Origin of the sequence: Actinoplanes oryzae, assembly GCF_030757795.1 — a bacterium.
Classification (GTDB): domain Bacteria; phylum Actinomycetota; class Actinomycetes; order Mycobacteriales; family Micromonosporaceae; genus Actinoplanes.
Map to the genome: position 1 here is coordinate 1 of NZ_JAUQWH010000094.1, position 13,290 is coordinate 13,290.

At 72.7% G+C, this 13,290-nt stretch carries 16 protein-coding genes; 11 read left to right on the forward strand and 5 right to left on the reverse strand.

What is annotated here, in order from left to right:
- Window positions 1-526 (forward strand): tetratricopeptide repeat protein (locus RBH18_RS26750; protein ID WP_306212551.1); only part of this gene is annotated, 526 nt, incomplete at its 5' end.
- Window positions 527-841: 315 nt separating this feature from the next.
- Here RBH18_RS26750 and RBH18_RS26755 read toward each other — a convergent pair.
- Window positions 842-1,543 (reverse strand): SDR family oxidoreductase, encoded by a 702-nt coding sequence (locus RBH18_RS26755; RefSeq protein WP_306212552.1) that lies wholly within the window; start codon window positions 1,541-1,543, stop codon window positions 842-844.
- Window positions 1,544-1,601: 58 nt separating this feature from the next.
- On the opposite strand from RBH18_RS26755, the gene RBH18_RS26760 reads away from it, so the two are divergent.
- A complete protein-coding gene (locus RBH18_RS26760; RefSeq protein WP_306212553.1) occupies window positions 1,602-1,961 on the forward strand; it encodes a MerR family transcriptional regulator in 360 nt (119 codons plus the stop codon).
- A 26-nt stretch (window positions 1,962-1,987) separates the two neighbouring features.
- Window positions 1,988-2,686, forward strand: a complete 699-nt coding sequence (locus RBH18_RS26765) for a DinB family protein (RefSeq protein ID WP_306212554.1) — start codon at window positions 1,988-1,990, stop codon at window positions 2,684-2,686.
- Here the strand turns inward: RBH18_RS26765 and RBH18_RS26770 are convergent.
- Genes RBH18_RS26770 through pcaB form a run of 4 tightly spaced genes read right to left on the reverse strand, consistent with a single transcriptional unit; the run spans window position 2,670 to window position 5,803 of the window.
- Window positions 2,670-3,437 carry an IclR family transcriptional regulator domain-containing protein gene (locus RBH18_RS26770; protein WP_306212555.1) on the reverse strand — a complete coding sequence of 256 codons (768 nt, stop codon included), beginning with the start codon at window positions 3,435-3,437 and terminating at the stop codon, window positions 2,670-2,672. The two genes, RBH18_RS26765 and RBH18_RS26770, sit on opposite strands and share 17 nt — an antisense overlap.
- Window positions 3,434-3,805 (reverse strand): 4-carboxymuconolactone decarboxylase, encoded by a 372-nt coding sequence (gene pcaC / locus RBH18_RS26775; protein WP_306212556.1) that lies wholly within the window; start codon window positions 3,803-3,805, stop codon window positions 3,434-3,436. Before pcaC ends, RBH18_RS26770 begins: the two co-directional genes overlap by 4 nt.
- Window positions 3,798-4,532 (reverse strand): 3-oxoadipate enol-lactonase, encoded by a 735-nt coding sequence (pcaD, locus tag RBH18_RS26780; RefSeq protein WP_306212557.1) that lies wholly within the window; start codon window positions 4,530-4,532, stop codon window positions 3,798-3,800. The genes pcaC and pcaD overlap by 8 nt, the downstream gene beginning before the upstream one ends.
- Window positions 4,529-5,803, reverse strand: coding sequence for a 3-carboxy-cis,cis-muconate cycloisomerase (gene pcaB, locus RBH18_RS26785; RefSeq protein WP_306212558.1), 1,275 nt, complete (start codon window positions 5,801-5,803; stop codon window positions 4,529-4,531). Before pcaB ends, pcaD begins: the two co-directional genes overlap by 4 nt.
- A gap of 117 nt (window positions 5,804-5,920) precedes the next feature.
- Between pcaB and RBH18_RS26790 the strand changes: the two genes are divergently transcribed.
- The 8 genes from RBH18_RS26790 (at window position 5,921) to RBH18_RS26825 (ending at window position 13,284) form a co-directional block, all read left to right on the forward strand.
- Complete coding sequence (locus tag RBH18_RS26790; RefSeq protein ID WP_306212559.1) at window positions 5,921-6,883, forward strand: ABC transporter substrate-binding protein; 963 nt, start codon at window positions 5,921-5,923, stop codon at window positions 6,881-6,883.
- Window positions 6,880-7,638, forward strand: a complete 759-nt coding sequence (locus RBH18_RS26795; RefSeq protein ID WP_306212560.1) for an ABC transporter permease — start codon at window positions 6,880-6,882, stop codon at window positions 7,636-7,638. Before RBH18_RS26790 ends, RBH18_RS26795 begins: the two co-directional genes overlap by 4 nt.
- Window positions 7,635-8,399, forward strand: coding sequence for an ABC transporter permease (locus RBH18_RS26800; protein WP_306212561.1), 765 nt, complete (start codon window positions 7,635-7,637; stop codon window positions 8,397-8,399). The genes RBH18_RS26795 and RBH18_RS26800 overlap by 4 nt, the downstream gene beginning before the upstream one ends.
- Before the next feature lie 14 nt (window positions 8,400-8,413).
- Window positions 8,414-9,208 (forward strand): ABC transporter ATP-binding protein, encoded by a 795-nt coding sequence (locus tag RBH18_RS26805; RefSeq protein ID WP_306212562.1) that lies wholly within the window; start codon window positions 8,414-8,416, stop codon window positions 9,206-9,208.
- Window positions 9,209-9,275: 67 nt separating this feature from the next.
- Window positions 9,276-10,352: a hypothetical protein gene (locus RBH18_RS26810; protein WP_306212563.1), complete on the forward strand. Its 1,077-nt coding sequence runs from the start codon at window positions 9,276-9,278 to the stop codon at window positions 10,350-10,352.
- 123 nt (window positions 10,353-10,475) lie between these two features.
- Window positions 10,476-11,660: an alpha/beta hydrolase family protein gene (locus RBH18_RS26815; RefSeq protein WP_306212564.1), complete on the forward strand. Its 1,185-nt coding sequence runs from the start codon at window positions 10,476-10,478 to the stop codon at window positions 11,658-11,660.
- A 53-nt stretch (window positions 11,661-11,713) separates the two neighbouring features.
- On the forward strand, window positions 11,714-12,112 hold the full coding sequence (locus RBH18_RS26820; protein ID WP_306212565.1) for an SRPBCC family protein: 399 nt from the start codon (window positions 11,714-11,716) through the stop codon (window positions 12,110-12,112).
- A gap of 83 nt (window positions 12,113-12,195) precedes the next feature.
- Window positions 12,196-13,284, forward strand: coding sequence for a M15 family metallopeptidase (locus tag RBH18_RS26825; RefSeq protein ID WP_306212566.1), 1,089 nt, complete (start codon window positions 12,196-12,198; stop codon window positions 13,282-13,284).
- Window positions 13,285-13,290 lie beyond the last annotated feature (6 nt).

A 13,290-nucleotide genomic window follows, 5' to 3' on the forward strand; every position in this document is an offset into this window, starting at 1 on the left:
TACGGCGGTCACCTGGGGCAAGATCGCCGACATCCTGTACCGGCGCGGGGACTACGACGAGGCCCTGCGCATCCGCCGCGAGGTCCAGCTGCCGGTCTACGAGCGGCTCGGTGACACCCGCTCCGCGGCGGTCACCTGGGGCAACATCGCCGACATCCTGTACCGGCGCGGCGACTACGACGAAGCCGCCGAGCTTCACCTCAAGCGGTTGCAGGTCAACGAGACGCTGGGCAACGTCGACGGCATCGCGTCGGCCAAATGGGGACTCGCTCAAATCGAACTTGCGCGGGAAGACTACAACGCGTCATTCCCGCTGCTCGTCGAATCATTCCGCCTGCTCCAGCAGCTTCAACGCCCAGACGGCGTCGCCGCTGTCGGTAACATACTCGGGCAGCTCCTGCTTGCTGCAGGAAACCCAGACCAAGCCATCACCGTCCTCAAGGCCAGCCTCGCCGCCGCCGACAAAATCGGCGCGGCAGCGTTCTCCGCGCATCTCAGGAAACTGATCGAAAAAGCGACCGAATAGCATATAACCCCGACCATCTTTAATTTTTACCTCGATTTCACTGCCTGCCGAATCGGCTTCATCGAGTGCATTATCGTCGGCAGATCCGGGCGTCGGTCGTGGGGCTCGAGCGGCCGCGGTTTCACGAAGCGTGACCAGTTCGGGTGTTCGGTTCGCCGCCGTCGCCGTTACGTGGATGCCGGGGCGGCAAGCCGGCCGCGTCGCGGCGACCGGCCGACATTGACGCCGGCGGGTCCTCGGCACCGACGGAACGTGTGCGGGGCCGAGGACCGTGGAGCGGCCATCCGGCGCCGCTGATCGGCTGGTGGGGGTCGGTCAGTTTCCGGGGCCGGTGTAGGGGACCGGAGGCTCGGCCAGGGCGGCCTTGGCGGCGGCCGTCAGGTCGTCGGCGATCACCTCCGGTGTGCCGGCTTCGAGACCGTCCAGCGCCTTCGCCACCATCTCCGCGGCGTCGTTCAGCGGGCCGGGCCACCAGTCCTGGTGGCCGGTGTCGGTCATGGCCAGGTAGAAGCCGGTCACCTGGGTACGCTGCGCGGCCAGCTCCTGCCGTACGGCGTTGGTCATCGCCCACTCGGCCGCCTTCGCCGCGTGGTAGGCGTCGGCCTGGCCCGCCGCCACCCACGACGAGGCGGAGTTGACGTTCAGGATCGCGCCGCCGCCGTTGTCCCGCAGGATCGGGGCGAAGGCACGGATCATCGCCAGCGTGCCGTAGAAGAACGTGTCCATGTCCGCCCGGATGTCCTCCAGGCGGCCGGCGACCAGGTTGGCACCCGAGGCCGCGCCCGCGTTGTTGATGAGGAGCGTCACGTCCGGTGCCTGCGCGGCGGCGGCCGCCACGCTCGCCGGGTCGGTGATGTCCAGCGGAAGGGTCTCCACCCCGTCCAGGTCGATCAGCTCCGGCCGGCGGGCGGTCGCGTAGACCTTCTTCGCACCCCTTGCGAGCAGCTGTTCCGCGAAGTGGCGGCCGAGGCCGCGGTTGGCGCCGGTGACCAGAGCCACCTTGTTCTCCAGATTCATGGCGGTACGGTAAAACGTGACGCCGGCGTCAAAGTCAAGCCCGGATCGGGGGAGGATCATGCTCGCCATCGGTGACCTGGCCGCCCGGGCCGGGGTGACGACCCGCGCCCTGCGCTACTACGGCCAGCAGGGGCTGCTTCCCGCGGCCCGGACGGGCGGGGGCCAGCGGCGCTATCCCGACGCGGCGCTGGACCGCGTCCGCCTGATCCAGGACCTGTTCGCGGCCGGGCTGCCGAGCCGGGTGATCGGTGTGCTGCTGTTGTGCGTGGACACGAAGAGCATCGACGACGAGACGGTCGACCTGCTGCACGAGAAGCGGGAGCGGATGGTGCGGCAGATCCAGGAGCTGACCGCTTCGCTGGAACGGCTCGACGACATCATCCACATCGCCACCACCCCGGGTGCCTGCCGCGATTGAGGCGCGGCAGACCGTAGCCTGTCGGGATGCGACGGTTCTTCGAGGAGGATCTCACCGGTGCGGAGTTCCGCGAGTCCGACCTGAGCGGGGCGCGGATGCTCGGGGTCGTGATGCGGGACGCGGAGATCGACGGCCTGGTCACCAATCTCGTGGTCAACGGCGTGGAGGTGACCGCCTACGTCGAGGCGGAGCTCGATCGCCGGCATCCGGTGCGGTTGCTGATGCGCTCGGACGAGCCGGACGACCTGCGGGAGGCCTGGCGGCAGCTGCACGACGACTGGGCGGCGACGGTGCGACGGGTCCGGGCCATGCCCGCGGGCAGTGAGCATCGCGGCGTCGGCGGGGAGTGGTCGATGGTGGAGACGCTGCGGCACCTCGTCTTCGTGCACGATTCCTGGTTCCGGCGCTGCGTGCTCGGGCTCACCGAGCCGTTCACGGCCATGGGGCTGGGGCCGGCCTCCATTCAGGAGCTTGCGGACGTCCGGCCGGGCCTCGACGAGGTGCTCGCCGTGCGGGGGCGGCAGGCCGCAGAGGTGGAGGCCTGGCTGGCCGGGGTCACGCCCGAGCGGCTCGCGGCACCGGCGCCGGTTCCCGGGGACGGCAGATGGCCCCCGTACGCCACCGGGCGCACAGTCCGGCAATGCCTCGGCACGGTGCTCAACGAGGAGTGGGCGCACCACGGGTTCTGTGTGCGGGACCTCGGCAGGCTCACGGCCGGGTCGTGACACGCAGGTCGGCCTCGATGGCGGCGGCCGTCTCCAGCAGGGCGGGGAGGAGGGTTTCGCGCATCTCGGCGACCGAGGTGCGGGAGGCGTGGACCGAGACGTTGACCGCGGCGACGACCTGGCCGGTGCGGTTGCGGACCGGGGCGGCCAGGGAGCGCAGGCCCTCCTCCAGCTCCTGGTCGACGAGGGCCCAGCCCTGGCCGCGTACCCGCTGCAGCTCGGCCTTGAGGTCGGCGGCCCGGGTCACCGTGCGGGTGGTGAGCGGGGTGAGGGTGGTGCGGGTCAGGAAGGAGTCGTCGGGCTGGGCGGCCAGAAGGACGCGGCCCATGGACGTGGCGTAGGCGGGGAAGCGGGTGCCGACGTTGATGGCCACGGTCATGATGCGGCGGGTGGGGACGCGGGCCACGTACACGATGTCGTCGCCGTCGAGGACGGAGAGCGAGGAGCTCTCGTGGACGCGGGCGGCCAGGGTCTCGAGGTGGGGCTGGGCCACCTCGGGCAGGGACAGGCTGCTCAGGAACGAGTAGCCGAGCTCCAGCACGCGCGGGGTGAGCGAGAAGAGGCGCCCGTCGGTGCGGACGTAGCCCAGGTCGGTGAGGGTGAGCAGGAAGCGGCGGGCGGCGGCGCGGGTGAGGTCGCAGTGGCGGGCGACGTCGCTGAGGGTCAGCTCGGGGCGGCCGGCGTCGAACGCGCGGATGACGGCGAGCCCGCGCTCGAGGGACTGGACGAAGTGCGGCTCGCGGCCGGTCACGGAGTCTCGTCCAGGGTCTCCTGGGCGATCTTGAAGGCCTTGTTCGCGGCCGGCACGCCCGCGTAGACCGCCGTGTGCAGCAGCACCTCCGCGATCTCCTCGCGGGTCAGGCCGTTGCGCAGCGCCGCGCGCACGTGCATGGCGATCTCGTCATGACAGTGCAGAGCCGTCAGTACGGCCAGAGTGACGCAACTGCGCGTGCGGCGGTCCAGCCCCTCCCGCGTCCACACGTCGCCCCACGCGTAGCGGGTGATGAAATCCTGGAACGGCGTCGTGAACTCGGTCGTGGCGGCGATCGCCCGGTCCACGTGCGCGTCGCCGAGCACTTCGCGGCGCACCGCCATGCCGTCGGCGTAGGCGTCAGTCATCGAGGGCCTCCAGCAGCAGGGGATTGACGATGGCGGCGTGTTCCCAGGTCGCCAGGTGGGCTCCGGGGACGATCTCCAGGCGCGCGCCCGGGATGGCGGCGGCGATGGCGACACCGTGCGAGGGCGGCGTCGCCGGGTCGTCCGCCCCGGCGATGACCAGCGTCGGCGCCGTGATGCCCGGAAGGTCCGCGCGCAGGTCCATGTGCTCGATCGCCGCGCACGCCGCCGCGTAGCCCACCGGGTCGGTCGCCGCGATCATGTCCCGCAAATACGACTTATCAGCATTGATGACCCACCGATCGACCACCGCGTCGGCGACAGCACCGGTGCCGGCCGAAAGGACGGTTGCCGCACGGGCAGCCCACGCCGACGGCGGCCCGAGCAAGGCCGACGTGCAGCACAGGACCAGCCGATCCACCCGCGCCGGATGGTGCGCGGCCAGCCACATCGCCGTCATCCCGCCCAGCGACAGGCCGCACACGTGGGCCCGCCCGATGCCGAGATGATCCAGCAGCGCCGTCGCGTCCCCGGCCAGGTCGGCCAGGGAGTAGGGGCCCGGCGGGACCGGGGACCGGCCGTGGCCGCGGGCGTCGTACCGGATGACGCGGAAGCGGTCCGCGAGGGCGGGCAGCTGCGGGTCCCACATCCGCAGGTCCGCGCCCAGCGAGTTGATCAGCAGCAGCGGCGGCGCATCCGCCGGCCCGGTGACCTCGTGGTGGACGATCATCGGCCCAGCGCCCGGTCGATGAGCGCGTCGGCGCTGCCCAGATAGCCGGCCGGGTCGAGCAGCCGCTCGACTTCCGCGGACCCCAGCGCGCCGACGATTGCCGGATCGTGCGCCAGGTCCCCGCGCAGGGCGGCCTGCTTCACCACGTCCTTGAACTCCGGTCCGAGTGCCCCGGCCACCCGCTCGGCGAGCAGCGCGCCGCGCGTCAGGTCCAGGTTGGCGCGCATCCGGCCGGCGTGCACCTCGAGGCTCTCCAGGCACTGCCGCAGCCGGTGCACGGCCGAGCCGGTCGCCACGAGCAGGTCGCGCAGCGGCAGCCACTCGGCCTGCCAGGCGCCCGCGGCCCGCTGGTACTCGTGGGGCATCGCGGCGAGCACCGTCGCCACCAGGCCGGGCGTGTCCGCCGCGGCGGCCACGGCACTGATCGCGTGCACCGGGTTGCGCTTGTGGGGCAGCGTCGACGACCCGCCGCCCGCGCCGCCCTCCGACAGCTCGCCGACCTCGGTCTGCGCGTGCAGCGTGACGTCCCGCGCGATCTTCGCCACGGCACCGGCGGTCGTGCCCAGTGCGGTGGCCAGGTCCGCGACGCGGGTGCGCTCGGTGTGCCACGGCAGGTCCGGTTCGGCGAGACCCAGCCTTTCCGCGTACGCCCCGACGAGCGCCAGGGCAGCACCCCGCTCGTACGCCGCCAGGGTCCCCGCCGCCCCGCCCAGCTGCACCGCGAGCCGGGTCCGCCGCACCTCGCCGAGCCGCCGGCGTGCGGCGTCGAGCCCGCCGAGCCACCCGGCCGCGACCAGCCCGAACGTCGTCGGCAGCGCCTGTTGCAGCAGGGTCCGGCCGGCGACCGGCGTCGTGCGGTGCTGCTCCGCCAGCGCCGCGACGAGCCCGGCGACCGCCGCGAGATCGTCCAGCAGCGGCCCGAGCGCGCGGTGGGCGACCAGCATCGTGCCGGTGTCGACGATGTCCTGGCTGGTGGCGCCGCGGTGCACGAGCGGCGCGACCGGGCCGGGCAGGGCCGCGCGCAGCCGCTGGATCAGCGGAACCACGGGGTTGCCCGTGGCGGCGGCCTCCTGCCCGAGCGCCGCGATGTCGACCTCGAGGGCCGCGCACGCGCCGGCGACGGCCCGCGCGTCGGCCGGATCGGCCAGCCCCGTGTCGCCCGCGGCCAGGGCCAGCGCGGCCTCGGCGTCGAGCAGGGCCCGCACGTACGCCCGGTCGGCCGTCGCGGCCCGGACCGGCCCGGCGGCCAGGACGCCGTCGAACAACCCCACTGGCACTCCTCGGCAATCGATCTCGATCATTGACGTGACCCAGGCCACACCTCTACGTTCTCTCTGAGAACTTACGTGCGTATGCCGCACAACGGCAAATCCTCCGGGGGGTCCTCCATGCGCCGGATCATCGCGGGAATCGCCGCGCTCGCCCTCACCGCCACCGGGGCCGGCTGCGGCTCCTCGGGCGGCGGCGGCACCACCACCGAGAACGGCGTCGACCAGGTCAAGGTCGGCGTCATCCCGATCGTCGACGTCGCGCCGATCTACCTCGGCCAGCAGAAGGGCTTCTTCGCGAGCCGCAAGATCGAGCTGACCATGGAGAGCGGCCAGGGCGGCGCGGCCATCGTGCCCGGCGTGGTCAGCGGCCAGTTCCAGTTCGGCTTCAGCAACATCACCTCGCTGCTCGTCGCGCAGACCAAGAACGTGCCCGTCAAGATCGTGGCCAACGGCGTCGCCTCCACCGGCGCGGCGGGCAAGGACTTCGGCGGCGTCGCGGTGCGCAAGGACAGCCCGATCACCAAGGCCGCCGACCTGGCCGGCAAGAAGATCGCCGTCAACACCCTCAAGAACATCGGCGACACCACCGTACGCGAATCCGTGCGCAAGGCCGGCGGCGATCCGAGCGGCATCAGCTTCGTCGAGATGCCCTTCGCGAACATGCCCGCGGCCGTGGAGCAGGGGCAGGTCGACGCCGCCTGGGTCGTCGAACCCTCCCTGTCGGCGATCACCGGCGCGGGCGGGCGGGTCGTCGCCTGGAACTACGTCGACGCGGCGCCGGACCTCACCGTGGCCGCCTACTTCGCCTCGACCAAGCTGGTGGGGGAGAAGGCCGACCTGGTCAAGCGGTTCACCGAGGCGATCAATGAGTCGCTGACCTACGCCGACGCCCACCCCGACGAGGTGCGGGCGGTGCTCGGCACGTACACCAAGATCGACGAAAAGGCCCGCGCCGCGCTCACCCTGCCCCAGTGGCCCGCCCAGATCAACATCGCGTCCGTCGGCACGCTCGCCGAGCTCGGGGTGCGCGACGGCATCTTCGACGGCGCCACCCCCGACCCGGCGAAGATCCTGCCGTGATCTGGCGCCTGTCCGGCCTCGCCGCGCTGGTCGCCGTGGTCGAGCTGCTGCCCCGCCTCGGCGTCGTCAGCCCGGACTACCTGCCGCCGGCCAGCGGCATCGCCGCCGCCCTGGGTCGCGAGGCCGCCACCGCCCCCTTCTGGGCCGCGGTCGGCGACACCCTCGTCGCCTGGGCCGCCGGCCTCGCCGTGGCGATCGCCGCGGGCGTCGCGGCCGGCCTGCTCATCGGCTCGATCCCGGTGCTGCGCGCGTGGACCGCCTCGACCATCGAGTTCCTGCGGCCCATCCCGTCGGTCGCGCTGATCCCGCTCGCCGTCCTGCTCTACGGCACCGGGCTCGGATCCTCGCTGCTGCTGATCGTGTACGCCGCCTTCTGGCAGGTGCTCGTCCAGGTCCTCTCCGGCGTGGCCGACGTGGACCCGGTCGCCGACGAGACCGCGCGCAGCTTCCGCCTCGGCCCGTGGGCCCGGGTACGGCACGTGCTGTGGCCCACCGCCCTGCCGTACGTCTTCACGGGCATCCGGCTCGCCGCGGCCGTCGCCCTGGTGCTCGCCGTCACCGCGGAACTGGTCATCGGCTCGCCCGGGCTCGGCGCGGTCATCGCGGTCGCGCAGAGCTCGGGCGCGGTGCCCGTCATGTACGCGATGATCGTCGTCACGGGCATCCTCGGCGTCCTGATCAACGTGGGCGCCCGGCTCGCCGAGCGCAAGGTCCTTGCCTGGCACCAGTCGGTCCGCGGCGAGGTGGCCCTGTGATCCGCCGGCTGATCATGGTCGTGTCGCTGCCGGCCGTGCTCTTCGCGATCTGGTACGCGGCATCGCTGAGCAGCGAGAACTTCTACGCGCCGCCGCTGAGGACGATCCTCGTCGCGTTCCGGGACACGTGGACCCCGGACCGGCTCCGGGCGGATGTGCTGCCCAGTCTCGGCCGGCTGCTCGCGGGGTACGCGCTCGCGGCGCTGGTGGGCGTGGCACTGGGCGTGGCGATCGGCGCCTTCCGGCGGCTCCGGGCGGCGGCGGAGCCCGTGCTCGAGTTCTTCCGGGCCATCCCGCCGCCGGTGCTCGTACCCGTGATCATGCTCTTCGCCGGGATCGGCACCAGCATGAAGGTGATCGTCATCGCCTTCGGCTGCGTGTGGCCGATCCTGCTCAACACCGTCGAAGGCGTGCGCGCGGTCGACTCGGTGCTGTCGGACACCAGCCGCTCGTACGGGATCAGCGGGGCCGCCCGCCTGCGCCACCTGCTGCTGCCGGCCGCCTCGCCGCAGATCGTCACCGGCCTGCGCCAGGCCCTGTCCATCGCGATCATCCTCATGGTGATCAGCGAGATGTTCGCCGCCAGCAACGGCCTCGGCTTCACCGTCGTGCAGTTCCAGCGCAGCTTCGCCATCCCCGAGATGTGGAGCGGAATCCTGCTGCTCGGGCTGCTCGGCTTCGCCCTGTCCGAGTTGTTCCGCCTCGCCGAGCGGGCCGCGCTGGGCTGGTACCACGGCCTGCGGGCCGCGCAACGCCAATGACCTCGGGAGGGTACGTGCTGGAAGTGCTGGGACTGCGCAAGACCTATCGCACCGGGCAGCGGGAGGTGGAGGCGCTGCGCGAGCTGACGTTCACGGTCGGGGCGGGCGAGCTGGTGTGCCTGGTCGGGCCGTCCGGGTGCGGGAAGACCACGCTGCTGCGCTGCATCGGCGGGCTGCTCGAGCCGGGCGGCGGGACGGTGCGGGTGGACTCGGCGCCGGTCTCGGGGCCACCGCCCGGGATGGCGATCGTCTTCCAGGAGTACGGGCGCAGCCTCTTCCCGTGGATGTCCGTGCGCGAGAACGTGGCTTTACCACTCAGGCAGAAGAAGCTCCCCCGGGGTCGGATTTCTACGCTGGTGGGGGAGGCTCTGGGGGCGGTGGGGCTGGAGGGTACGGAGACCGCGTACCCGTGGCAGTTGTCCGGCGGGATGCAGCAGCGGGTGGCGATCGCGCGGGCCGTGGCGTACGAGCCGAAGATCCTGCTGATGGACGAGCCGTTCGCGGCCGTGGACGCGCAGACGCGGGCCGATCTGGAGGATCTCGTGCGGTCACTGTGGCAGCGGCTGGGTGTGACGATTCTCTTTGTCACGCACGACATCGACGAGGCGGTCTATCTCGGGCAGCGGGTGATCATGCTGTCCGCGTCGCCGACGGTGATCCAGGACGAGCTGACCGTCGACCTGCCCGAGGAGCGCAACCAGCTGCACACCCGGGCCGACCCGCGGTTCACGACGCTGCGCACCCACGTGTACGAGCAGATCCAGGCCGCCAAGATCGCCGCGCAACCTTCTCCGGGTCAGGTCCGTTGATGATCACGTGCGCCTACTTAAAGTAGCCAGACTGCTACTCACTGCTTTTGTCGCGACGCCCGCGCTGGTGGTCGCGCCCGCCTTCATCGACCCGGCCCGGGCCGCCTCGCAGCGGGCACCGGAGTTCAACTCCACCGTGTGGGCCATCGCCTTCCGCGGCAACACCGTCTACGCCGGCGGGTCCTTCACGTCGGTCAAGTCGCAGGGCAGGACGTACGTGCGTAAGCGGCTGGTCGCGTTCGACGCCCGTACCGGTGCCGTGCTGCCGTGGAACCCCGTCGCGAAGGGCACCGTGCGCGCCCTGGCCGTCGCCGGGGGCAGCCTCTACGCCGGCGGCGACTTCACCGAGATCAACGGCCTGCGCCGCAGCAAACTCGCCCGCTTCGACGGCTCGGGCAGGCTCTCCCGCTGGGCCCCCCGCGTCGGCGGCGGCGTCACCAGCCTCGCGATCGGACAGGGCCGGGTGTACGCCGCCGGGCAGTTCCACTCCGTCGACGGCGTGCGCCGCGGCAACCTCGCCGCGTTCCGTCACGCCACCGGCAAGCTCGACCCCGGCTTCCGTGCCGCCGCCGACTCCCGGGTGCGGGCGGTGGCGGTCACGCGTACGCGGCTCTACCTCGGCGGCGACTTCCACAAGGTCAACGGCTCCGTGGCGCGGCGCCTGGCGGCCGTGTCGACCGGGGACGGGCGGCTCATCCGTACCTTCCGGCCCGCCGCACCCGCCACGGTGATGGACCTCGCCGTCTCGCCCTCCGGGCTGAGCACCGCCACCGGCGGCCCCGGCGGACGGGCCGTCGGCTACACCCCGGCGGGCCGCGTCCGCTGGACCCACCTGTTCGACGGCGACGTGCACACCCTCGCCGTGCTGGGCCGCACCACGTACGTCGGCGGGCACTTCGACCGCGCCTGCAAGTCCACCAGCGCCATCAGCCAGCGCGGCTGCCGGGCCGGGTACGCCTCGCGGATCAAGCTCGCCGCCCTCGACGACCGGGGCCGGCTGACCGGCTGGAACCCGCGCGCGAACGGGGCCATCGGCGTGCAGGCGCTGTCCGCCGACTCCGCACACCGGCGGGTGGCAGCCGGGGGCGCGTTCACGGCGATCGGCGGCTCGAGCCGGGAGCGGTTCGCCCTCTTCGGCGGCTGATCGTGCCCCTGCTGCCTTCCGCCGGCTTCGGCCGCTGATCGTGCCCCTGCTACCGGGGAGCTACGCGCAAGATGGCTCCCCGGTAGCACGCGAGAGGGCAGGCGGCGCCCCTAGCGTCGCCGCATGACACCTCGGACAGTCCTCGCCGCGCTGGCGGCACTCGCGCTGCTCGGCGCCACCTCGTCCGCGACGCCCGCCGCTGCCGCCGACCTGCGGCCACAACTGCCGCGGACCACCGGATCCGCCCCGGTCGGCGATACCGTGCTGCATCTCGCCGACCCCGGCCGGGCCGGCCGCGAGCTCATGGTCAGCCTGTTCTATCCCGCGTCGCCCGCGCACCACGGGCCACAGGCGCCCTACATGCTCGACGGCGCGGCCGGCCACTTCGACGCCGTCACCGCGAACACGTATCTCGGCCTCGGCGTGCCGCCCGGGCGGGTGGACTGGGCTCGGATCCGTACCCATGTGTCGCTGAACGCCCCGGCCGATCGGCGGGCCGGCAGGCTTCCGGTCGTGCTCTGGTCACCGGGGCTGGGTGAGCCGCGCACCTGGTCCACGACGCTGGTCGCGGCGCTGGCGAGCGCGGGCTACCTCGTGGTGACGATCGACAACACGGGCGAGTCGCCGGAGGTCGAGTTCCCCGACGGGCGCCTGGTGGTGCTGGAAGGCGCCGAGCCGACCGTCCCGTGGGTGACGCAGATGATGGCGACGCGGGTCGCCGACACCTCGTTCGTCCTCGACCGGCTCGCCGGCGTGACCGCCGCCGGCCTGCACGGGCGCATCGACCTGTCCGCGATCGGCATGGCCGGCCACTCCGCGGGCGGCTTCACGGCGGCCGCCGCGATGCTGGCCGACCGGCGCATCGACGCCGGCGTCAACCTCGACGGGCTGATGGAGCTCGACCCCTCCCGCCCGGGTGCCGTCCTCGCCCCGGTCGCCGAGCAGGGGGTCGACCGGCCGTTCCTGCTGATGGGCTCCTCCGCCGCTTCCGGCGGCGAGAACATCACCGACAGCCCGTCCTGGGCGTCGTTCTGGGCGCACAGCACCGGCTGGAAGGCCGACTTCACGCTGCTCGGCACGCGTCACGCCTCCTTCACCGACGCCGAGGTGCTGCTGCCTCAGCTCGCCGGGCCGTTGCCCCTGGACCCGGCCGCCGTACGCGACGACATCGGCACGCTCGACCCCGCGCTCGCCGTGCGCACCCAGAACCGGTACCTCCGCGGCTTCTTCGACCGCTTCCTGCGCGGCCACGGCGGGCAGTTCCTCGACGACCCGGCGCCGGCCTTCCCGGTCGAGCGGGCCGGTTGATCCGCGTCGCCGCAGTCGTGCCCGGCCGGGCCGTTGCTGGCATGATGACGGGTATGCCGACGGAGTCGCTGCACATCGCCGAGTTCGTGGACCGCAGCCCCGCCGACGTGTACGCGTACGCGTCGGACCCCACCAACATCCCCTCCTGGGCGCCCGGGCTGGGCACCGCCGTGGAGCAGGAGGGCGACGACTGGTTCGTCGTCACGCCGGACGGCACCCGGGTGCGCCTGACCTTCGCGGGCCCCAACGAGTACCTGGTGCTCGACCACGACGTGCACCTGCCGACCGGGGACAGCATCCACAACCCGTTCCGGATCCTGCCGCTCGACGCGGGCAGCGAGGTCGTCTTCACCCTGCGCCGGGCGCCCGGGATGAGCGACGAGGAGTTCGCGGCCGACCGGGCGGCGGTCGCGGCGGACCTCGCCCGGCTCAAGCAGATCCTGGAGGGCTGATCTTGAGCCGGGCTTGAACCGGCAACCTGTCTGCTCCCGCGATCGGCCGGGGCTGCACCCCGCGGTCCTGACAGTGGTCCGGGATGACGACACGACAGGAATCCCAGACCAGTCACCGGGTCCGTGGCCACGTGCGGCGGTCCGCCACCGCCGTGGTCGCCGGCCTCGCCGCCGTCCTGACCGCCGCCGGCACGGGCGCCGCGCCCGCCGGAGCCGCCGTGCCCCAGGCTGCCACCCAGTGGGCGTCGCTCATGCGGCAGAGCCTCACCCCGAGCCCCGCGTACGTGAAGCTGAGCAGCACCCTCGCCACCCAGCGCACCACGCTCGTCACCCGGGCCGCGCAGGTGAAGGCCCGCACCACCGAGCACACGACGGCCCAGACCGCGCTCGCGGTGGCCGTGGCCAACGATTCGGCCGCCCGCACCCGGTACGCGATCGCCCGCGAAGCCCTCGCCACCGCGCGCAACCGGCTCACCGTGGTCTCGCAGCAGCGCCCCCGCAGCGCCGCCGCCGTGGCCACCGCCAAGGAAGCCGTCACCGCCCGCGCCAACGCCACGATCATCCGCCGCACCCAGGCCGCCGAGGCCGCCACCGCCCTCAAGGCCGCGCAGACCACCGCGAGCACGGCGACGACAAGCCTGGACAGCGCCACCACGGCCTACCAGACCATGGCGACGGCGGTGCGCACCAACCAGCAGCGCCTCGCCGGCCTGGACACCTCCGACACGTACGCCGCGCAGGCCGCCGCCCTCAGCCGCGACGTCGTCACCCAGGTCCGCGCCACCTTCACCACGGCCGACGCCACCACCGTCGAGGGCATCACCGTGCACAAGAGCGTCGCCTTCGCCTTCGGCCGCATGCTCGCCGACGCCCGCACCGACGGCATCGTCATGAGCGGCGGCGGCTTCCGCACCAAGCAGCGCCAGATCGAACTCCGCAAGATCAACGGCTGCCCGGACGTCTACACCGCCCCGGCCTCCTCCTGCCGCGTCCCGACCGCCATCCCGGGCCGCTCCCTGCACGAGATCGGCCTGGCCGTCGACATCACCTCCGGGGGCCGCACGCTGACCGCGAGCAGCCCGGCCTTCAAGTGGCTGACCGCGCACGCCGCCGAGTACGGCTACAAGAACCTGCCCTCGGAGGCCTGGCACTGGTCCATCACCGGCGGCTGATCCGCC